This is a genomic window from Variovorax sp. P1_G12 (assembly GCF_056405555.1).
Genome location: NZ_JBFUBW010000010.1, coordinates 74,151 through 92,990, shown reverse-complemented (window position 1 = coordinate 92,990; position 18,840 = coordinate 74,151). Strand labels below are relative to the sequence as shown.

21 protein-coding genes are annotated in these 18,840 nt (G+C 65.9%); 12 read left to right on the top strand and 9 right to left on the bottom strand.

Annotation, left to right across the window (positions count from 1 at the left end; all coding sequences use genetic code 11):
* Positions 1 to 3: 3 nt before the first annotated feature.
* Genes AC1D2O_RS13685 through AC1D2O_RS13675 form a run of 3 tightly spaced genes read right to left on the bottom strand, consistent with a single transcriptional unit; the run spans position 4 to position 2,245 of the window.
* Positions 4 to 747: an SDR family NAD(P)-dependent oxidoreductase gene (locus AC1D2O_RS13685; protein ID WP_478085823.1), complete on the bottom strand. Its 744-nt coding sequence runs from the start codon at positions 745 to 747 to the stop codon at positions 4 to 6.
* On the bottom strand, positions 744 to 1,550 hold the full coding sequence (locus AC1D2O_RS13680) for a pirin family protein (protein WP_478085822.1): 807 nt from the start codon (positions 1,548 to 1,550) through the stop codon (positions 744 to 746). The genes AC1D2O_RS13685 and AC1D2O_RS13680 overlap by 4 nt, the downstream gene beginning before the upstream one ends.
* Positions 1,551 to 1,558: 8 nt before the next feature.
* Complete coding sequence (locus AC1D2O_RS13675; RefSeq protein WP_478085821.1) at positions 1,559 to 2,245, bottom strand: isochorismatase family protein; 687 nt, start codon at positions 2,243 to 2,245, stop codon at positions 1,559 to 1,561.
* A gap of 110 nt (positions 2,246 to 2,355) precedes the next feature.
* Between AC1D2O_RS13675 and AC1D2O_RS13670 the strand changes: the two genes are divergently transcribed.
* On the top strand, positions 2,356 to 3,348 hold the full coding sequence (locus AC1D2O_RS13670) for a LysR substrate-binding domain-containing protein (RefSeq protein WP_478085819.1): 993 nt from the start codon (positions 2,356 to 2,358) through the stop codon (positions 3,346 to 3,348).
* Positions 3,349 to 3,497: 149 nt separating this feature from the next.
* On the opposite strand, the gene AC1D2O_RS13665 is transcribed toward AC1D2O_RS13670, so the two are convergent.
* Both AC1D2O_RS13665 and AC1D2O_RS13660 read right to left on the bottom strand, forming a co-directional pair.
* Positions 3,498 to 3,818, bottom strand: coding sequence for an Mpo1-like protein (locus tag AC1D2O_RS13665; protein WP_478085817.1), 321 nt, complete (start codon positions 3,816 to 3,818; stop codon positions 3,498 to 3,500).
* Positions 3,819 to 4,153: 335 nt separating this feature from the next.
* Positions 4,154 to 4,486, bottom strand: coding sequence for a hypothetical protein (locus tag AC1D2O_RS13660; RefSeq protein ID WP_478085815.1), 333 nt, complete (start codon positions 4,484 to 4,486; stop codon positions 4,154 to 4,156).
* Positions 4,487 to 5,390: 904 nt separating this feature from the next.
* Here AC1D2O_RS13660 and AC1D2O_RS13655 point away from each other — a divergent pair.
* Positions 5,391 to 5,600, top strand: coding sequence for a hypothetical protein (locus tag AC1D2O_RS13655; protein WP_478157195.1), 210 nt, complete (start codon positions 5,391 to 5,393; stop codon positions 5,598 to 5,600).
* Between the two features lie 101 nt (positions 5,601 to 5,701).
* On the opposite strand, the gene AC1D2O_RS13650 is transcribed toward AC1D2O_RS13655, so the two are convergent.
* From AC1D2O_RS13650 to AC1D2O_RS13635, 4 genes are all read right to left on the bottom strand, one after another.
* Complete coding sequence (locus AC1D2O_RS13650; protein WP_478089856.1) at positions 5,702 to 5,929, bottom strand: hypothetical protein; 228 nt, start codon at positions 5,927 to 5,929, stop codon at positions 5,702 to 5,704.
* Positions 5,930 to 6,378: 449 nt separating this feature from the next.
* Entirely contained in the window at positions 6,379 to 6,597 is a 219-nt protein-coding gene (locus tag AC1D2O_RS13645; RefSeq protein WP_478089855.1) for a hypothetical protein, read from the bottom strand.
* Positions 6,598 to 6,855: 258 nt separating this feature from the next.
* Entirely contained in the window at positions 6,856 to 7,461 is a 606-nt protein-coding gene (locus AC1D2O_RS13640) for a methyltransferase domain-containing protein (protein ID WP_478089854.1), read from the bottom strand.
* 193 nt (positions 7,462 to 7,654) lie between these two features.
* Positions 7,655 to 7,840, bottom strand: coding sequence for a hypothetical protein (locus AC1D2O_RS13635; RefSeq protein ID WP_478089853.1), 186 nt, complete (start codon positions 7,838 to 7,840; stop codon positions 7,655 to 7,657).
* A 413-nt stretch (positions 7,841 to 8,253) separates the two neighbouring features.
* Between AC1D2O_RS13635 and AC1D2O_RS13630 the strand changes: the two genes are divergently transcribed.
* The 10 genes from AC1D2O_RS13630 to AC1D2O_RS13585 all read left to right on the top strand — a co-directional run bounded on the left by AC1D2O_RS13630 (position 8,254) and on the right by AC1D2O_RS13585 (position 18,817).
* Entirely contained in the window at positions 8,254 to 9,273 is a 1,020-nt protein-coding gene (locus tag AC1D2O_RS13630; protein WP_478089852.1) for a Bug family tripartite tricarboxylate transporter substrate binding protein, read from the top strand.
* 25 nt (positions 9,274 to 9,298) lie between these two features.
* The gene (locus tag AC1D2O_RS13625; protein WP_478089851.1) at positions 9,299 to 9,964 is read left to right on the top strand and encodes a response regulator; all 666 of its coding nucleotides are present in this window, start codon (positions 9,299 to 9,301) and stop codon (positions 9,962 to 9,964) included.
* 42 nt (positions 9,965 to 10,006) lie between these two features.
* On the top strand, positions 10,007 to 11,392 hold the full coding sequence (locus AC1D2O_RS13620; protein WP_478157242.1) for a sensor histidine kinase: 1,386 nt from the start codon (positions 10,007 to 10,009) through the stop codon (positions 11,390 to 11,392).
* Positions 11,393 to 11,423: 31 nt separating this feature from the next.
* Entirely contained in the window at positions 11,424 to 12,443 is a 1,020-nt protein-coding gene (locus AC1D2O_RS13615; protein ID WP_478089850.1) for a Bug family tripartite tricarboxylate transporter substrate binding protein, read from the top strand.
* A gap of 210 nt (positions 12,444 to 12,653) precedes the next feature.
* Positions 12,654 to 13,478 carry an IclR family transcriptional regulator gene (locus tag AC1D2O_RS13610; protein WP_478089849.1) on the top strand — a complete coding sequence of 275 codons (825 nt, stop codon included), beginning with the start codon at positions 12,654 to 12,656 and terminating at the stop codon, positions 13,476 to 13,478.
* A 181-nt stretch (positions 13,479 to 13,659) separates the two neighbouring features.
* Positions 13,660 to 14,715 (top strand): TRAP transporter substrate-binding protein, encoded by a 1,056-nt coding sequence (locus AC1D2O_RS13605; RefSeq protein WP_478089848.1) that lies wholly within the window; start codon positions 13,660 to 13,662, stop codon positions 14,713 to 14,715.
* Between the two features lie 11 nt (positions 14,716 to 14,726).
* A complete protein-coding gene (locus tag AC1D2O_RS13600; protein ID WP_478157193.1) occupies positions 14,727 to 15,374 on the top strand; it encodes a TRAP transporter small permease subunit in 648 nt (215 codons plus the stop codon).
* Complete coding sequence (locus AC1D2O_RS13595; RefSeq protein ID WP_478089846.1) at positions 15,371 to 16,663, top strand: TRAP transporter large permease; 1,293 nt, start codon at positions 15,371 to 15,373, stop codon at positions 16,661 to 16,663. The genes AC1D2O_RS13600 and AC1D2O_RS13595 overlap by 4 nt, the downstream gene beginning before the upstream one ends.
* Positions 16,664 to 16,670: 7 nt before the next feature.
* A complete protein-coding gene (locus AC1D2O_RS13590) occupies positions 16,671 to 18,047 on the top strand; it encodes an amidase (protein WP_478157191.1) in 1,377 nt (458 codons plus the stop codon).
* Positions 18,023 to 18,817: a 2-keto-4-pentenoate hydratase gene (locus AC1D2O_RS13585; RefSeq protein ID WP_478089844.1), complete on the top strand. Its 795-nt coding sequence runs from the start codon at positions 18,023 to 18,025 to the stop codon at positions 18,815 to 18,817. Before AC1D2O_RS13590 ends, AC1D2O_RS13585 begins: the two co-directional genes overlap by 25 nt.
* Positions 18,818 to 18,840 lie beyond the last annotated feature (23 nt).

Sequence of the window (18,840 nt, the reverse complement as noted above, 5' to 3'; positions counted from 1 at the left end):
CTCCTACAGCGCATCGGTCAAGCCACCGTCAGTCAGGATGGTGCGTCCCGTGATCCAACGCGAATCTTCCGAAGTCAGGAAGACGACGACGTCAGCGATATCTGCCGGCTCCCCAATGCGGCCTGCAGGCGTGGCCGCAATGACCGCCTGACGACGGGCTTCAGGGGTGGCAGCGGTCATGTCCGTGCTGGTCATGGATGGCGCCACGGCATTGACGGTGATCCCGCGTGCGCCAAGCTCCTTGGCAAAGGCGTTGGTCAAGACGGAAACGGCAGCTTTGCTTGCCGAATAGATCGCTGTCCCGGGACGTGGCGCGTAGATGAGGTTGCTGGAAACGTTGACGATGCGCCCGCCCGCAGCGGGGAAATGAGGTACAGCAACCTGGGTCATATTCAGGACGCCGCCGATGTTGACGCTGAACACGCGACTTACGTGCTCGGCGTCGATGTCGCCAAAGGTGCGCGCTTCAAACACACCGGCGTTGTTGACCAGAATGTCGATATGGCCGAATTGGGCCACGATCGCGTCTATCACGCTCTGCGCCGCTGCTTGATCAGCCACATCGGCCGCGAACGCTGCGGCCGTGCCGCCTGCAGCCGTGATGGCGTCGATGAGCGAATGCGCCTGCGCGCGATTGCCGCGGTACACAATGGCAACGGCCGTGCCTTGCGCAGCGAGTTTCTTGGCAATCGCTGCGCCGATTCCGCGTGAGCCGCCAGTAACAACGGCGACTTTGTTCGTGGTCATGATCTGCACTCCATTTGGTCAGGGGTTATGGACTTCGATGCCCCGTGAGAAATGACGGGCTCATTGATCCGCTCGGCTGCCAGCACGACGCAGTGCGCCCCTTCGCCAGTGCGCAGACCGACGATGCCGCCAGTGCCGTCGGCACTGGCACAGATGGCCTGATCGGTCTGCAGTTCGGTACTGCCGTCCACGACAACGCTCCCCTGGACCACATGCACCCATGCATTCCATTCGCCCGGCAAAGGCACTTCGATGGACGCGCCGGCCTTTTCAAGCTGCACATCGAGCATCAGGATGGGACAGGGCGCCCGGGTTGGGGAGGACCGACCTTGGAAATCTCCAGCAACGACGCGCACACGCGTACCCTTCTCTGTTTCGACGATAGGCATCCGGTCGTGGCCGATGTGGAACGAATCCGGCGGCAGATGCTTCAGGGATGCTGGCAGATTCACGAAAATCTGCAGCGCATGGATGTGCGCCAATGCCATCGGAAGCTGGGTGTGCAGGATCCCGCGACCCGCCATCGTCCAATGCAGGTCACCTGCACCGAACGTCGCATTGTTGCCAATCGAGTCGCGGCTCACCATGGAACCCTTCGTGTCCTCGAAAACGAGCGTGACCGCAGAAAACCCTGCGTGGGGGTGCACGTCGAAAGTGGGCTGCCACATATGAAAGTGATCCACCATCACGAAGGGTGACATCGCCGTACCCCCGAACGCGTCGTGCCGGAAGTGAGCGATGGTGCATCCGGCGCCTACCGGCTGCGCCGTCGCAGTCGCCACTTTTGATAATCGGGTGCCCACGGCTGTCCTCACTGGTTCTTGGATTGCGGGGCGTTTTTCAACTGCCAGACCAGCGTCGCGAAGGGAATGTCCAGCGCGTTGTAAACGTCATGGGCCTTCGGGTCCGCGTTGTCCCCCAGCAGTTCGACCCCTGCGGTGGCGTAGTCCGTCACCGGCACCCCCGCGAGCGTGAGTCGCTGCAGGCCGCCCACCCGCTTGGCTTCGTTGAACGTGCCAGAAGCATCGAGCACCACGCGCGCGTCGTAGCCGGCCGCCTTAGCGGACATGGCGGGGAACGCTGCGCAGACCTCCAGCGAGACGCCGGCAACCAGGATCTGCTTGCGGCCGGTCTTTTCGATGGCGGCCCGCACCTTCAGGTCGTCCCAGGCATTGATCACCGTACGGGTGATGACCGGCACTCCGGGCAGGGCCGCAGTCAGTTCGGGGATGATCGGGCCCCACAGGCCATCTGGCATGGTGGCCGTCAGCACGACCGGGATGCCCAGCGCTTTGGCGGCCTTGGCCAGTGCAGCAACGTTGTGTTTGAGGTCCGCCACGGGGATGTCGCGCACGCCGGTGTACAAGCCAAGCTGCTGATCGACCAGAAGCAGCACGGTGTTCTGGCGCGACAGCATTTCCAATTGTCTTGGCATAGGCTGGGCCATGTCAGCTCCGGTGGTTTGGCCGGCTTGTGCCGCCTTGGTGTCGGCCGCCATGGCACCGGTTCCAAGTGCCATGAGCAGTGCACTGACGGCCAATTGAACAACTGCCCTTTTAGAGAAAGACCTCGACATCTCCGACTCCATAAAGTTGAGAACTGAACTGTATGGATTCATTCATCGTTCGAGAAGCCAGAGAAAGTCTGACGCATCGTTTTAAAAAATGGGATGATGCCGGGATGTTGAGCCTGACAGATGTCTTCTATTTCGTGCAGGTGGTGAACCATGGCGGATTTACCGCTGCCGCGCGGGTGCTGCGCGCGTCAAAGTCGACATTGAGCCTGCGTGTTCAACAGCTCGAGACGGATCTCGGGGTCCAGTTGCTCAATCGGAGCTCCCGAAAACTTGGATTGACGAACGTGGGCGGCGAGTTCTACCGCCATGCGCAATCCTTGCTTCGGGCTGCCGAGGCTGCGGAGAATGTCGGCCGCCAGCGGCAGAGCGAACCGAGTGGGACGATCCGCATCACGTCGTCCGTGACGGTTGCGCAGTTTGCGTTGCGGGACATCCTCCCCGCCTTCATGCGCATGTATCCGAAGGTCAGTATCGAGCATCACGCCTCCGACGTGATGACGGACATTGTTGGAGAAGGGTACGACCTGGCCATTCGCGCACACGCCGACCCTCTGCCTGATTCGTCACTCGTGCAGCGTCGGCTGGCAGCGGTTCCCTGGTATCTGTTCGCCTCTGCGACGTATCTCCATGACAAAGGTGTTCCGCACCACCCCGATGATCTAGTGACCCACAGTGCCATCGCGCTCGGCCGGGGAACGACGAATAGCTGGTCTCTTCGATTCGAGGAGGAACCCGCTGCCATAGTGCCAATTACCGCCCGCTTCGTGAGCAACGACATGGTTGCATTGAAGCAGGCTGCCTGTGCCGGCCTGGGCGTGGTTATGCTTCCCGGCTACGTGTGCCGAGAGGAAGAGGCAACGGGAAGGCTGGTCCGGGTGTTGCCGCATTGGCGCGCAGTCGACTCGCGTCTGACGGCCGTACTGCCCGCTCGGCAGGGTTGGCTGCCTTCGGTGCGAGCCTTCCTGGATTACCTGGTAGACGAACTGCCGCGCGCGGTCGAGTGCTCCTCACACGCGAGCGAATGAACCAAGCGGCGAACCCCGGAGAGAGATGAGTTCCTCCAAGATTGGCACACTCACCCCACCGGTCTAGCGCGGACAGTTCGCTTCGCCTCACGTGGCTGGGTGCGCGGCACTCGGCGCGGATGTCGGCATCGCTGCGTGGACGGCGTGCATCACCATGGAATGCGGCCGGCCCAGATGTCGCGGTACATCACCCAGTCGCCCGCCAGGCTATACAGAGGGCGCTTGAAAGTGGCCGGCCGATTCTTCTCGAACACGTAGTGGCCGACCCACGCGAAACCGTAGCCGCACAGCAGCGCGTAGAGGATGTACTGCAGCCGCCCAGTTGCTGCGAGCATTGCCAGGCAAACCAGGGCAAGGGTCGAGCCGACAAAGTGCAAGCGGCGGCAAGTGCGGTTGCTGTGCTCCCCGAGGTAGAAGGGGTAGAACTCGGCGAAGGTCTTGCAGGCCTTCGGGTCCGTCGTGGTCGTCATTTTCTCGCTCCTTCACGCCAAGACCTGGCGCAACGTGTACAGCGTCTCGGCTCCGTACCAGCACCGCGCAAGCGGCTAACCCCCAGGCTGGATTCTCTGCGGCACCGTCCGATTTGTCACTGGTGATGGCATCTGGGTGTCCGGGGGGCACAGACAAGGCTGCACGCGGCCAAGACCATCCTCTCAATCAAATGCTCCTGCACCGGCGCTGCCCTTGTGGTGCGTCGCTACGCCTCTCCGTTGACGAGAATGACAGAGCCGACAGCCCTCCATCCCATGGCCAACATCAGGAACGAGTGCAACGGAAAGCAAGCGTCCCAAGCTGGGAGCGATGACTACTTCTCAAAGAAAAACACCAATCCCAGCGCGAGCAAAATGAATGGCCAGTACTTCACTGGAATGAAGAAGAGGTCGTGCTTGGTCACTAGGACCATCTCCCTCCCGGTCTTCTTGTCAATAACAGCGCGCGGCTCGGAAGCCCTTTGCAAGAGGAGGTGCAGTCCGTAAACCAAGGCTGCGGCAAGGCACATGCCTATCAGTTCAGACCATTGTCTTTTGTCGACTGGAATCGGGGCCCCCCACAAACTCTCCGCACCAATCTTGCCGACAACCAGGCCGACGACCGCGAATACCACAACCACAATTCCATACCCTCTCCAAATCAGCACGTGCTCTCTCCTCGTAGTGACCAACAAAATGCACCATCGTGTCGCAGCCAACTTTCCTTCTGCGCTTCTGGCGAGAGTGAGGTGGCTGCCGCCTACCATCCAACCATATGCAGAGGAATCTTGGTCTTTGGCGACCGCCTTGAGCGATATCGGCAGAATCTGGTAATTCTTTAGGCGCCAGCCGTGCGTCGAAGAACTCGAACATGGTCATGAACCGCTACGGTCGGCCAGGAGCTGCTGTTGAGCGTAGGCTTCCAGTGGAGGTGATTTCGGATTTTTTCGATGTTGCGGTCAAGCGTCGGCGGCTTACATCAGCGCAAGCCCGTGGAGCCAGAATTCCGCCGGGATACCAGCGAACGCACATGACGATGATCTCTCGCTCGAAGTGCAGGCCCTTTAACAGTTCGTCCATGCTCTGAAGCGATTCAATTGAAAGTTCTTGACACTTTCCGAAAGAAACTGAGGTTGACGCCATCCGCCTGAGCGCTGACAGTCGTGGCTCCTGCATCCGGATGTCGCTTGTGTTTCTCGATGCGTCCGAGAGCGTTTCAAAACCAGGTGGAGTCGATTGGAGTGAACAGGTCTTGTCGATCGGTGTGGGATGGCGCGCTGGGCGCTGGTAGGCCGGTCTCGATCACCGGAGTGCCCCGGTAAGCCGGCGCGAACCTCGCTCTCCAGCCAGGTCAAGCGTGGCGCCGCCCGCGCACTGGCGCCGCACACCGCGCTGTCGGCTCACTCCATCAGCTGATAGAAGAAGTACTCAAAAAAGGGATAGATTCTGGCTTGGCTATCCTTCTTTCGTCGACTCAACTCTCGCCAGATACGGACGGTGCAACCTGTCTCGAGCCTTGCAGCAGCCGGCGACCGTCCGCCAGAACGCTCAGCACATTTGGGGAGGTCTGCCATGCCGATGGAACTGCTCCAGGCGCTCGCCGATGCGGAGATGCCTCTTGAGGTCGTCGACCCGGTGGTTCAGGACAAGCTCAGGATTCTTCACGACGCCGGGCACGTCGCCTGCAGCTTCCCACCCACCGGGACGATCCAACCTGTTTGCGTCCACATGGTCACTGCGCTGGGTCGCAAGGCCCTCAGACACTTTGGGCCGAGAGCGTAGTGGAGCAGGAGCGGTGATTTCAGCCCATGAAGAATGGCGGAGGAGGGGGTACGTCGATGCGGCCGACATGTGGCTGCAGCCGCTGAGCATCGCGGCCGGCCCTACGCCGCCATTCGACCTTTCAACACCTCCCACCCCTTTCTCGTGATCGCCAGTACCTGGGCTGGTTTCTGGCTCAAGGCGCCGTGCGGCAAGGGTTCAGGCGGCGGCAGGAAGGCCATGATCATTCCGGCAGCGCGCAGGACGCGAAGGTTGTCGATCTCGGCCAGTTCGTAGACCGAGCAGGGCAGATCCCGTTCAGCAATGCGACGCAGGCAATCCATCGGCATTTTCGGACTCCTTTGGGACGTTGGACGTCTGCAGTTTTGCCATCTGATTCATTGCGGGGCAAGGGCGAAACCTTGTCAAGCCTGGGCCTTATTGCGACACGATCGGCCGCCGCTTCGCCGGGGGAGCGGCGAAATGCACCCCGCTCGGGCGCTTGTCTGACAGATCGCAAGGAATGGGATTGGTAAAGCCGCCGATAATCCGGCACCATGAAAGACCCTGCTTCGATAGGCATAGCTGCCAGCATTGGTGCCGTGGTGATTCTTGCTGTGTGGAAGGCGAAATGGCTCCGTTGGGCGGTTATCGGCCTGTTTCTTCTCATCGGGCTTTTGGCCCTCGCCGTCTGGGCCAATCCAACGACCACATGGCCTCCCAGTTGGGGATCCGCGGGCGGGAGTTCATCTGCCCCGGGCCATTTCTTTTAGCGCCCGGCAGATGGCGGCGAAGCGCCTCAGTCCGCGAGCCGCAGCGCCTCGATCAACCCGGCCACGTTGGTGACCGCGAGCTTTTCGTGGATCGCCTGGTGCCACGGCGGCAGCAAAAGGCTGGCTGGTGGCGGGCCGCGCGTGTTGAACGCTTCCACCTTTCTCAACCAGCCAGAAGGAGTTGACGGGCGAAGTGTCGAGTTCGCGCGCGTCAGTTTGAGCCCGCGCACGAAAGTGCGCGTCACGTGTCAACGTTAGGTTCTTCCTGTTGTCCACACCATTGACCGGACGGCCTAGTGGGCGTGCATTACTTCACGAATTTTGCGTAGAACTGTGGCGTGTGGATGGGCGCCGTACGCGATGCCTGAGGAAAAAATCGTTCGCGCGACGCCGTTGCCCAAGCGAACCATGCAGTCGGAGCCCGCACCCTTCAGCCTCGAATCGGTCGCCACTCGACGGCGACACAGTCGCACCTTTGCCTGAGGAGCTTTCCGGGGGAACCGTCACTCTGTGACGCACTCCAGTGAGAACAGTGGCACGTCGGCTTGCCGGCTCAGCCACACGCCGCCGCCCACTTCTTGAAGGTGCCGCGACAGCCCGTGCCGGTAGACCTCGGCGCGGTGGCGATAGATGTGGGGGTCGGTGAGGTCCTCATCGACGATGTCGCGCTCGTAGTCCTCGCGCGTCACTGCCTCCACATACAGGGCGCCCTGGCTCAGCAGGCTCAGGTTGCGCAGAGCGCGCTTCAAATCTTGCGGGCTGAGATAAGGCAGTACGCCCTGGCAGATGACGAAGTCAAAGGGCTTCCTGACTTGGTAATCCACCACCGAGCCGCGCTCCCACCCGTAGCGCCCGCACAGATACTCGCTGTACTCCACGCCGTGGTAGCTGGCCAAGGGGAATTCTCGCGCCACGATGTCGCGCCAGAGCCCGATGCCGCAACCCACGTCGAGCACTCGATTGACGGGCACGCGCAGGTATCGCAGATAAGCGCAGACGAATGCGCCCAAGCGCTCGGCACGCTGTGGGTCCACCACTTTGGTCTTCTTGTCGAAGTAGTACCGCTGGTAATAGGCTTCGTCGAAGATGGTGGCGGAGGCTGAGTGCATATTCACGCTTCTCGTCAGGCGCCGACCGAACGGTTCCGATACCAGGTGACGCCACTTCGCTCTGGGGTTCCTTTGGCCTTCGCGCAGGAGGAACTTCCTGCTTGCGGGGTCGTTTGCATTCGGAAGGATTCTGCCCCAAGTAGGCCTCGACCCGATCGGCGTCAAGTGGTCGCGCGTACAGCGACGCAGCGGCTCAATGTGCGTGCCGGGTCACTTCGAAATGCGTGCCGACCTGCCGGCCGACGATGTCAGCTGCGAAGTCCACGTAGCCCGGCTCGATATGCACGAGCGCGAGGTTACCGTCCAACTTCGCAACCTCGCGCCAGTCCTGCTGCTGGTGCTCCAACGGAAGATCCGCTGGCGTCTGGTTGCGGGCCATGGGATACGGCATGGCGTAAACCGGGCACGTAGGGTGGCCGGGCGCGATATACAGGGTCTCAACCCACTCTTGATAGGACATTGTCTCGTTCTTCTGACTACTGGCTCGGGCCAATATAGCGGGGCAACATGACAGTTCTGCCGAGGGTATTCACCACAAACGATGCGTGCCTGCGAGGCGGAAGTCACGAATGCTCCAGGCACGAAGCGGAGCAGGAGCAGCGGAAATGACAAGGGCGCTCGCGGGAGCGAGCGACGCTGTGTGAACGCCGGAGCTTCGTCTTTCGTGCGGAGTTCCCGTTCGATGACGCGTCGGACGGATAGAGCTGTTTGCAAAAGCGGGCAGGCACTGACAGCATTCCGAAAGCTTGGCAGGCGCACCATCGCGGCCTTGCAAGACCGAATGGAGACAACATGTTCGCTGACCACCGTGACGACTCCCGCGCCGATGCCCACCTGGCCCGCCGCACTTTCCTCCAGGCGGGTGGCGCCCTGGGCCTGGCGGGGTTGGTCCCGCGATTCGCATCCGCCCAGGGCAGCTGGCCCGGCAAGTCGGTGCGCTTCGTGGTGCCCTTCGCGCCCGGCGGAAGCTCGGAGATCGTGGCCCGCTCCACCGCGGCGGAGCTTTCCAACACGCTGGGCCAGAGCGTCTACGTCGACAACAAGCCCGGCGCCGCCGGCAACATCGCCATGGCCGAGGTCGCGCGCAGCGACGACCAGCACACGATCATCCTCGGCCACATCGGCACGCTGGCCGTGAACCCCTTCATCTTCGACAAGCTGCCCTACGATCCGAACAAGGACTTCAAGCCCGTCAGCCTGCTCGCCAAAGTGCCGAGCCTGTACGTGGTCCATCCCGACGTGCCGGCCAGGAACCTGAAGGAATTCATCGCCTACGCCAAGTCGAAGCCGGGCAAGCTCAGCTACGGTTCCGCCGGCAACGGCAGCGCCGGCCATCTGGCCTTCGAATACCTGAAGGTCACGTCCGGCGTCTTCATGCTGCACGTGCCCTACCGCGGCACCGGCCCGATGCTCACCGACCTGCTGTCGGGCCGGCTCGACGCCTCGGCGATCGGCGCGGCCGCCATCATTCCCTTCATCAAGTCGGGCAAGGTGCGCTGCATCGCCACCGGCTCGGCCCAGCGCCTGCCGCAGCTGCCGGATGTGCCGACCGTGGCCGAGCAGGGCTACCCGGGCTTCGAGATGACCCAGTGGTACGGGATGCTCGCGCCCGCGAGCATGGCGCCGGCCAACCTGGCGAAGCTCTCCACGGAAACCATGAAGGCCGTGCGATCGCCCGCCGCGACGGAGCGCCTGCGCGGCGATGCCGCCGAGGTCGTCGGCGGCACGCCGGAGCAGTTCGCCCAGTTCATCGCCGCCGAGCAGGCCCGCTGGAAGACGGTCATCGCGCGCGCGAACATCAAGCCCGACTGAAGCCGGCGGCCCTACCATCGAGGCCATGCGCATTCTGCTGGCTGAGGACGAACACACGCTGGGCACCTGGCTGTGCAAGGCGCTCGAGCACGCCGGCATCCAGGTCGAATGGGTGGACGACGGCCGCCTGGCCGATCGCGCGCTGCAGGCGCACGACCACGACGCACTGGTGCTCGACCTCGGCCTGCCCGGCCTCGATGGCCACGAGGTGCTGCAGCGCCTGCGCGAGCGCGACCAGCGGCTGCCGACGCTGATCCTCACGGCCCGGGATTCGCTGGCCGAACGCGTCGCCCTGCTGAACGCGGGCGCCGACGACTTTCTGGCCAAGCCCTTCGCCCTGGCCGAACTCGAAGCCCGCCTGCAGGCGCTGGTGCGGCGCGCGCGCGGCGTCGAGCATCCGCGCCTGGCCTGCGGCCCGCTGGTCTACGACGGCGGCCGCAAGCAGTTCACGCTGCACGGCGAGCTGCTGGCGCTGTCTCCGCGCGAGCTGTCGGTGCTGCGGGTGCTGGCGCAGCGCAGCGGCGAGCCGCTGTCGAAGCAGCAGATCCTCGACCGGGTGTTCTCGGACGACGAGAGCGTGCACCCCGAGGCGGTGGAGGTGTTCGTGCATCGGCTGCGCAAGCGGCTCGACGGCAGCGGCGTTCGCATCACGACCCTGCGCGGCCTGGGGTACGCGCTGGAGCTCGGCTGAGTGAGCGCGCTGCTGCAGCCCCTCGGCGCCGCCGCGAACTGGATGCGGCGTGCCAGCCTGCGGCAACGCCTGGCGCTGCTGCTGCTGCCGTCGCTGCTGCTGGTGACCTGCATCGAGCTCTGGATGACCCGGCACGATGCGCTCGAGGCGGCCAACGCGGCCTATGACCGCTCGGTGCTCGGCGCCCTGAAGTCGATCGATGCCAACATCTCTACCGCCTCGGGCGGGCTGTCGGTCGAGCTGCCATACACCCTGTTCGAGTTCTTCGAGCTGACCGCCAGCGGCCAGGTCTATTTCCGCGTGGCGACTTCGGACGGCCTGGTGGAGCTCGGCAGCGCCGACCTGCCCGAGCCGCGCGCCGAGCTGAGGCCCGGCGTGCCGGTGTTCTACGACGCGAGCTACTTCGGCGAGCCGGTCCGCCTGGCCGCCTACCGGCGCGAGCTCGACCGCGCGCCGGCTGGGAGCAGCGGGCGCAGCGTGCTGATCCAGGTCGGCGAAAGCACGCGCTCGCGGCAGGCGTTCAGCTCGCGCTTCGTCCGGCGCGCGGCGCTGCGCGACGGCGTGGTGCTGGCGCTGCTCCTGCTCAGCACCGCGCTGGCCCTGGCGGCGGCGCTGCGGCCCCTGACGCGGCTGGCGCGCGAGGTGCAGGCGCGCACGCCCGACGACCTCACGCGCATCGAGGATGCCGACCTGCCGGCGGACATCCGGCCGCTGGTCGGCGCGGTGAACCAGCAGATGGCCCGCACGCAGGACCTGGTGGCGCAGCAGCGCCAGTTTCTCGACGACGCCTCGCACCAGTTGCGCACCCACCTCACGACCCTGCAGATGCAGGTCGACTATGCCCGTCGCGCGCAGGATCCGGCCCAGGTGGGCCAGGCCCTCGAAGCGCTCGGCGTCGAGATCGGCCGCGTCACGCGCAGCACCCAGCAGCTGCTGGCCCTGGGCCGCAGCGACACCGTGTCGCTGGCGTTCGAGCCGGTCGACCTCGCGGCGCTGCTGCGCGACGTCGCCGTCGACCTGCTGCCGCTGGCGCGCAGCAAGCAGATCGACCTGGGCATCCACCCGCCGGCCGCGAAGCTCCGCGCCGTGGCCGATGCGGGCCTGCTGCGCGAGGCCTTGAGCAACCTGGTCGTCAACGCGATCGCCTACACGCCGGCGCGCGGCACTATCACGCTCATGGCGGTCGAGGAGCAACGCGGCTGGCGCCTGACCGTGGAAGACGACGGCCCCGGGCTCAGCGACGAGGAATGTGCGGCGCTGGGGCGGCGCTTCGTGCGCGGCAGCCGCGCGGGCCAGGGCGGGTCCGGCCTGGGGTTGGCGATTGCGCGTTCCATCGCGCAGCGCCACCAGGGTGATCTCGAACTCAAGGCCCGCGAGGGCACCCGGGGCCTTCATGCGTCGCTGTGGTGGCCTGTGGCCAGTCCGTGATGCGTGGCAGAGAAAGAAAGAGCCGTCGACCATGTTCCAGCCGAATGTCACCCGCCGCCATGTGCTGTGCACGCTCCCGGGCCTCGCGCTGCCCGGCGTCGGCGGGGCCGCCGTCGGGCCGTCTGATGATCCGAGCGCGGCGGCGGCGGAATGCGTGATCCCCGCCAAGGCGGGCGGTGGCTTCGACCTCACCTGCGCGCTGGCGCGCGACGGCCTGCAGGCGGTGCGTCCGGCGCGTCCGCCGCTGGCGCAGCGCTTCATGCCCGGCGGCATCGGCGCGGTGGCCTTCGACCGCATCGCCACCGGCCAGATGGGCGGGCCTTCGCTGCTCGTGGCGTTCTCCAGCGGCACCCTGCTCAATATCGCGCAAGGCCGCTTCGGCCCGCACTCGCCGAATGTCGCGCGCTGGATCGCCGCCCTCGGCACGGACTACGGCGTGGTCGCGGTGCACCGCGACTCGCCCTACCAGTCGCTGCAGGATGTGGTCGCGGCCCTGCGGCAGGAGCCTTCGCGCCTCGCCTTCGGCGCCGGCGGAACGGTCGGCAGCCAGGACTGGGTGAAGGCCGCGCTGCTGCTGAGGGCCGCGGGGCGCGACCCCAGGTCGATGCGCTTCGTCTCCTTCGAAGGCGGCGGCGATGCGTTGCGGGCGCTGCAGGGCAAGCACGTCGACCTGTTTCCCGGCGATGCCGCCGAAGCGCTGCAGGCCATCGCCGGCGGTGCCGCGGTGCGCATCCTGGCGGTGCTGTCGGAGACGGCGCTCGACGGGCAGCTCGCCGGCATCCCCACCGCGCGCGAACAGAAGGTGGACCTGGTCTGGCCCACCGTCCGCGGCGTCTACATGAGCGCCGCCGCCCCCGAGCCGGCCGCGCGCGCATGGATCGATGCCTTTCGCGAAGCGATGGAGGCGCCGGGCTATCCGGCCTTGCGCGAGCGCCATCGGCTCCATGCGTTCTCACGTACGGGGCGCGCACTGGAGGAATACGTCCAGGCCAGCATCGGGCGCTATCGGAGCCTGGCCTCGGATCTGGGGCTGCGGCGCTGGAACGGCTAGCGAGATTCCCGCTGGCCTGCCATGGACTGGAACCCCATCTGCACCATCGCGGTGCGACTTTCTGCATGCGTCGGGCCGGGTGCGCCCGGAACAATGTCGACATCAGTGTAAACACTGTGTTTGACGCTCTCGTTGTCACGGACCATCGACGGCCAGATCGCGCTGCGGACGGCCAGAGGCCGATGGCGCGCAACTTGCAAAAGGCACGCCATGACCGCCAGCTCGCCTCCCCCGCCCGCCAAGACCACCAAGGTCACCCGCATCGACCGCGACAGCGACAGCACCGTGCAGTCGCTCACGCGAGCGATGCAGCTGCTCGAACTGCTCGCCGAGGACGACGAGGGCTATCGCCTGGTCGACATCGCGGCGCACAGCGGGCTGTCGTCGTCCACGGCCCACCGCCTGCTCACGACGCTCGAGCAGCGGCAGTTCGTCCAGTTCGACCGCGAGACCAACCTCTGGTATGTGGGCGTGCGCTGCTTCTCCGTGGGGGCCGCGTTCGCGCGGCGCCGCCGCATCGCGCACCTGGCGCTGCCGGTGATGCGCCGGCTGCGCGACAGCACCGGCGAGAGCATCAATCTCGGCATTGCCGATCTCGGCGATATCGTCTTCGTGACGCAGGTCGAGAGCCGTGAGCTGATGCGCGCCATCGGCAAGCCGGGGTTTCGCGCGCCGCTGCACGGTACCGCGATGGGGCAGTCGATCCTGGCGGCGATGGCGGAGGACGACGTGCTGCAGTACCTGCGCACCTATGGCCTGCCGAAGCTCACCAACAACACGATCGCGCGCGCCTCGCGACTGCATGAAACGCTCGGCGAAGTGCGCCGCGCGGGCCATGCGATCGATGACGAGCAGAACGCGGTCGGCCTGCGATGCATCGCCGCCGCGATCCGCGACGAGCATGGCCAGCCCTTCGGCGCGATCTCGCTCGTAGGGCCCACGCAGCGCATCAAGAGCACCGACTTCGTGCAGCTTGGCGCCGCGGTGCGCGCCGCCGCCGACGAGATCACATCCGCCTACGGCGGCCGCGTCTAGGGGCTGGGCCCCAGCGCGGGTCTTCCACCGGCGCGCAGCGCCAAGTCATTGATCCCAAAGAGTTTTTGCGCGTCTTCCCGCGCAGCGGAATAGTCTGCTGCGCCACGCCGCGGCGGAATCCAATGGCTCATCTCTTCCCAAGTGCCGCCCGCCAACCCGTCTCACATCCCCAGGAGTCTTCATGCTGTTTCACCCTCGTCTCAAATCCATCGCGACGGTCGCCCTGGCCGTGATGCTCGGCCTGCCCGCGGCCCACGCGCAAGACAGGATCAAGCTGAAAGCCGTCGGCCAGCCGCTGGCCACCGGGCTGATCCAGAAGAACAAGGAGCAACCGTTCTTCGAGAACTTCTCGGCCAGGACCGGACTGCCGATCGACGTCGACTACAAGCCCATCGATACGCTGGGCATCAAGGACACCGAGCAACTGCGCGTCATGAAGGCCGGGCTGTTCGACATCGTGTCGCTGCGGGTGTCGCAGAACTCCCGCGACGAGCCGACCATCCTGGGGCTCGACCTGGTGGGCGCGGCGCCCGACTACGCCACCGGCCGCAAGGTGGCCAAGGCCTACTTCGACACGGCGGATGCGCGGCTGCAGGCGCAGTTCGGCGTCAAGCTGCTGGGCGTCTGGCCCTTTGGCCCGCAGATCCTCTTCTGCAAGAAGCCGGTCGCCAAGCTGGCCGACATCAAGGGCATGAAGGTGCGCGTGTACGACCAGAACCTGGCCAAGTTCATCGAGATGGTGGGCGGCACGCCGGTGCCGGTGTCGTTCGCCGACACGCACCAGTCGCTGTCGCTCGGCGTGGTCGATTGCGCGATCACCGGGCCGAGCTCGGCCAACTCGGCGGGTTGGCCTGAAGTGACGACCCACCAGATGGCGATCGGCTTCCAGATGGCGCTCAACGGCTACGGCATGACCATGAAGTCATGGAAAGCGCTGACGCCCGACCAGCAGGTGAAGCTGACCAAGGCCTTCGACGCCTTGACCGACGACGTGTGGAAGTACTCCGAAGAGCTGTTCCAGGACGCCCTGAACTGCAATGCCGGCAAGGACCCGTGCACGACCGGCAAGAAGTTCAACCTCGTCAACGTGCCGGTCACGCCGGCCGACATCGAGCTGGTGCGCAGCGCGGTCAACAAGGTGTCGCTGCCGGTGTGGGCCGAGGTGTGCGACAGGTCCAACCCCACCTGCTCGAAGACCTGGCAGGCGACGGTCGCACCGGTGCTGGGGCTGAAGTGAACAGCCGCGCCATGACGAGCGAGCGGCAGCCCATTGCGGCGTCCACCGGGAAGGTGGCGCCTGCCGGGCCTGTCGACTTCAAGACGCGCATGGAAACGGTGCTGGCCACCGCGTTCGGCGCCATCTTCCTGGGGCTGGCGGTGATCGTCACCATCGAGACCATTTTGCGAAAGGTGTTCAACATCTCGCTGCAAGGTGCCGACGAGCTGGGTGGCTACGCGTTGGCCGTCGGGTCGACGATCGCCTTCAGCCTGGCCCTGCTGGGGCGCAACCACATCCGCGTCGACGTCTTCCACGACAAGTTCCCGTTGCGCGTGCAGGCGCTTCTGAACTGGATCTCGATCCTCTCGCTGGCCGTGCTCGCCTTGTTCATCGCCTGGGTGGCGTTCAAGGTGATCCAGGACACGACGGCCTACCGCAGCACCGCGCAGACACCGTGGGCCACGCCGCTGATCATCCCGCAGGGCGTCTGGTACGCAGGCCTCGTGATCTTTGCGCTGGTGGCCTGCGGCCTGGCGCTGCGTGCGACGCAGCTGCTGCTGCGCGGCGACATCGCGACGCTGAACAGCGACTTCCATCCGAAGAGCGCGAAGGAAGAGCTGAAGGAGGAACTGGACGACCTCAAGGTGCGCCAGGCTGTCGAAGGAGAGGCACCATGAACATCGCACTGATCGGATTCGCGTTCCTCTCCATGCTCGCCCTGATGCTGGCCGGCATGCCGATCGCCGTGTCGATGGCGGCGGTCGGGATCATCGGCGGCATCGCCGCCTACGGCGTTCCGTTCATGGACTCGATCGCACCGGTGGTGTGGGGCGTTCAGAACGAAGCCCTGCTGACCTCCGTGCCGCTGTTCGTCCTGCTCGGCGAGCTGCTGCTGCGCTCCGGCATTGCCGACCGCATGTACATCGCGCTGTCGGCCTGGCTCGGCCGCCTGCCGGGTGGGCTGCTGCACACCAACATCGGCAGCTGCGCGCTGTTCGCCGCGACTTCCGGCTCGTCGGTCGCCACCGCGGCCACAGTCGGCACGGTGGCATTGCCCTCGCTGCAAAAGCGCGGCTACCCGATGCGCGCCTCGCTCGGCAGCCTGGCCGCGGGCGGAACGCTCGGCATCCTGATCCCGCCGAGCGTGAACATGATCGTGTACGGGTCGCTCACCAACAACTCGATCGGCAAGCTGTTCATCGCCGGCATCATCCCGGGCATCCTGCTCACGCTGTGCTTCATGGTCTGGATCGCGCTGTCGAGCCTGGCCAGCGGCAAGGTGATGCGCGAGCCGAAGGTGCCGCTCGACCAGCGGCTGCGCGTGCTGGTGCATCTGATCCCGCCGATGGTGGTGTTCGGCATCGTGATGGGCAGCCTCTATTTCGGGATCGCCACCGCGGCCGAGAGCGCGGCGCTCGGCGTGATGGCGGCGCTTGCCTTCGTGTGGCAGTCGGGCAAGCTGAACTGGGAGCTGCTGCGAAACTGCTTTGTCTCGACGGCACGCGTGAGCGGCATGATCCTGCTGATCGTCGCGGCGGCCTTCATCCTCAACCTGACGGTGAGCCTCACCGGCGTGGCCGAGGCGATGACGAAGTGGGTCGCGGGCCTGGGCCTGTCGGCCACCGGCCTGATCCTCGCGCTGATCGTGTTCTACCTGATCCTGGGCATGTTCATGGACGTGCTGTCGATGCAGGTCGCGACGATCCCGATCACCTACCCGATTGCGACGGCGATCGGTGTCGACCCGATCTGGTTCGGCATCTTCATCGTGCTGATGTGCGAGTTGGGCCTGATCACGCCGCCGGTGGGCATGAACCTGTTCGTGGTGCATGGCATCCGTCCGGACAAGGGCGGCATCGAGGATGCGATCTACGGTGCCTTGCCCTATGCGCTGATCATGATCCTGTTCACGCTGCTGCTGATGGCCGTGCCGCAGCTGGTGACCTGGTTGCCGGCGCACATGTGAGGAAGCGATGAACACACCGCTCTGGCAGCTCACTGCGGCGCAGCTCGTGGCCGGCTTTCGCGATGCGTCGTTCACGCCGACCGAGGCGCTGCGGGCCTGCATGTCGCGCAGCGCCGAGGTCAACCCACGGCTGAATGCGCTCATCACGCTCGACGGCGAAGGCGCGGCGCACGCCGCCGAGGAAAGCACCGCGCGCTGGCGCGCAGGCCGGGCGCTCGGCGCGCTGGACGGGGTGCCCGTCACCATCAAGGACAACCTGCAGGTGCTCGGCCTGCCGACCCACTGGGGCAGCCGTGCCCTCGGCGGACTCATCGCCGAGCGCGACGAGCTTCCGGTGGCAAGACTGCGCGAAAGCGGTGCCGTGATCTTCGGCAAGACCAATGTGCCCGAGTTCACGATGCAGGGCTACACCAACAATCCGGTGTTCGGCCCCACCGGCAACCCGTGGAACCCGGCGCTGACGCCGGGCGGCTCGTCGGGTGGCGCGGTGGCGCTGGTGGCTGCCGGCGGATGCCCGATCGCGCTGGGCACCGATGGCGGCGGGTCGATTCGCAGGCCCGCCTCGCACACCAACCTGGTCGGCTTCAAGCCCTCTCGCGGACGCGTGCCGCGCGGCGGCGGGCTGCCGCCGATCTTTCTCGACTTCGAAGTGGCTGGACCGATCGCCCGCAGCGTGGCAGACGTGGCTGCGGTGATGCAGGTGATCGGGCGCGGCCCGATGGAGGAGGGGAGTTCGCCGGGCGCGCGCATTCTCTTCATACCGCGCTTCGGCGATCACCCGGTCGATCCGCAGATCGCAGCGTTGACACGAGCGGCCGCGCAAAGAATCGCAGCGCTGGGGCACGAGGTCACGACGGCGCAGGACTTCGGCATGGTCGAAGCGGTCAACGAACGCTGGTCGCTGCTGGCCCAGGTGGGCCTGGCGTGGCTTGTCGCGCATCCGCAGGAGCTGTCGGGCCGGCCCTTCGATCCGTCGCTGTTCGGCCCGGTGATGCAGGCGAACGCCGAAGCCGGCCGCAAGGCCACGGCGGCCGATCTGTTCGACCTGCTGTTCGAGGCAGAACGGCTGCGCGCCGCGCTGGCGCGCCTGTTCGACCAGTACGATTTCCTGTTGACGCCGGCGGCGGCCGCGCTGCCCTGGCCGGCGAACGAGACCCACCCGACGCGCATCGATGGACGCGAGGTCGGCCCGCGAGGCCATGCCGTGTTTGCGGGTTTCGCCAACGCCGTCGGCCTGCCGGCCATTGCGCTGCCATGCGGCTTCGCGGACGGCCTGCCGGTCGGCATGCAGCTGGTGGCCCGCGAGGGCGCGGACGCCGCGCTGCTCGCGCTGGCCCGCTCGATCGAACAGGCGGATCCATGGCAGCGCTTTCCCGAGCTCTGACGATGTCGGCCGCCGTGGTCGCCGAGCTCACGCCGGACGCTGCCGCGCAGGCACTGTGCCGTGCGCGGCGCGATGGCCGACGGGTGCCGTCGATGCTGCTGCAGCCGCGAAATCGCGGCGAGGCCTATGCGATCCAGGACGCGACGCTGGTCGCGATCGGTTCGATCGGCGGCTGGAAGGTCGGCGCGGCCGGCCCCGGCCAGGAGCCGATCTGCGCACCGCTGCCGGCCGAAGGGCTGGTGCCCGGCGCAGCGGTGCTCCAGGGCTCCGCCTGGCACTTGCGCGGGGCCGAAGCCGGGGTCGCCTTCCGCCTCGGGTCCGACCTGCCGCCGCGCGCGCGCCCCTACACGCGCAACGAGCTTGCGCTGGCGATCGGGTCGGTATTGCCTGCGATCGAGATCGCGGAAACCCGCCTGGCCGACTGGCTCGATGCGGACCCTGACGCGCTCCTCGCCGATCTGCTGTGCCACGGCGGACTGGTGCTCGGCGAGCCCGAGCCTTTCGATCCCGCCTGGTTCGATTTGAAGCAGGTCGAGGTCATGATGCGCTTCGACGATCAGGTCGTCGCGCACACGGTCGGCGAGCACCCCCAGCCGGATGTCGGCGGCCTGCTGGTGTGGCTGGCCAATCATTGCGCGGCGCGGGGTGCCGGGCTCAAGGCCGGCCAGGTCGTCACCACCGGCTCGTGCACCGGCATGCTGTTCGCCTCGCAAGGGACGGCCGTGCGGGTGGAAGTGGCGGGCCTCGCGCCGCTGAGCGTGTTCTTCTGAGCTTCCTTTCGAAGCCGACAACA

What these genes read in the sequence shown, in the direction of transcription:
- AC1D2O_RS13650 (WP_478089856.1), bottom strand. Translation starts at nt 5,929, where the DNA reads ATGCCGATGGATTGCCTGCGTCGCATTGCTGAACGGGATCTGCCCTGC.
- AC1D2O_RS13655 (WP_478157195.1), top strand. Translation starts at nt 5,391, where the DNA reads ATGCCGATGGAACTGCTCCAGGCGCTCGCCGATGCGGAGATGCCTCTT.
- AC1D2O_RS13615 (WP_478089850.1), top strand. Translation starts at nt 11,424, where the DNA reads ATGTTCCAGCCGAATGTCACCCGCCGCCATGTGCTGTGCACGCTCCCG.
- AC1D2O_RS13640 (WP_478089854.1), bottom strand. Translation starts at nt 7,461, where the DNA reads ATGCACTCAGCCTCCGCCACCATCTTCGACGAAGCCTATTACCAGCGG.
- AC1D2O_RS13685 (WP_478085823.1), bottom strand. Translation starts at nt 747, where the DNA reads ATGACCACGAACAAAGTCGCCGTTGTTACTGGCGGCTCACGCGGAATC.
- AC1D2O_RS13625 (WP_478089851.1), top strand. Translation starts at nt 9,299, where the DNA reads ATGCGCATTCTGCTGGCTGAGGACGAACACACGCTGGGCACCTGGCTG.
- AC1D2O_RS13675 (WP_478085821.1), bottom strand. Translation starts at nt 2,245, where the DNA reads ATGGCGGCCGACACCAAGGCGGCACAAGCCGGCCAAACCACCGGAGCT.
- AC1D2O_RS13610 (WP_478089849.1), top strand. Translation starts at nt 12,654, where the DNA reads ATGACCGCCAGCTCGCCTCCCCCGCCCGCCAAGACCACCAAGGTCACC.
- AC1D2O_RS13600 (WP_478157193.1), top strand. Translation starts at nt 14,727, where the DNA reads ATGACGAGCGAGCGGCAGCCCATTGCGGCGTCCACCGGGAAGGTGGCG.
- AC1D2O_RS13590 (WP_478157191.1), top strand. Translation starts at nt 16,671, where the DNA reads ATGAACACACCGCTCTGGCAGCTCACTGCGGCGCAGCTCGTGGCCGGC.
- AC1D2O_RS13630 (WP_478089852.1), top strand. Translation starts at nt 8,254, where the DNA reads ATGTTCGCTGACCACCGTGACGACTCCCGCGCCGATGCCCACCTGGCC.
- AC1D2O_RS13635 (WP_478089853.1), bottom strand. Translation starts at nt 7,840, where the DNA reads ATGGCCCGCAACCAGACGCCAGCGGATCTTCCGTTGGAGCACCAGCAG.
- AC1D2O_RS13665 (WP_478085817.1), bottom strand. Translation starts at nt 3,818, where the DNA reads ATGACGACCACGACGGACCCGAAGGCCTGCAAGACCTTCGCCGAGTTC.
- AC1D2O_RS13670 (WP_478085819.1), top strand. Translation starts at nt 2,356, where the DNA reads ATGGATTCATTCATCGTTCGAGAAGCCAGAGAAAGTCTGACGCATCGT.
- AC1D2O_RS13595 (WP_478089846.1), top strand. Translation starts at nt 15,371, where the DNA reads ATGAACATCGCACTGATCGGATTCGCGTTCCTCTCCATGCTCGCCCTG.
- AC1D2O_RS13620 (WP_478157242.1), top strand. Translation starts at nt 10,007, where the DNA reads ATGCGGCGTGCCAGCCTGCGGCAACGCCTGGCGCTGCTGCTGCTGCCG.
- AC1D2O_RS13585 (WP_478089844.1), top strand. Translation starts at nt 18,023, where the DNA reads ATGGCAGCGCTTTCCCGAGCTCTGACGATGTCGGCCGCCGTGGTCGCC.
- AC1D2O_RS13605 (WP_478089848.1), top strand. Translation starts at nt 13,660, where the DNA reads ATGCTGTTTCACCCTCGTCTCAAATCCATCGCGACGGTCGCCCTGGCC.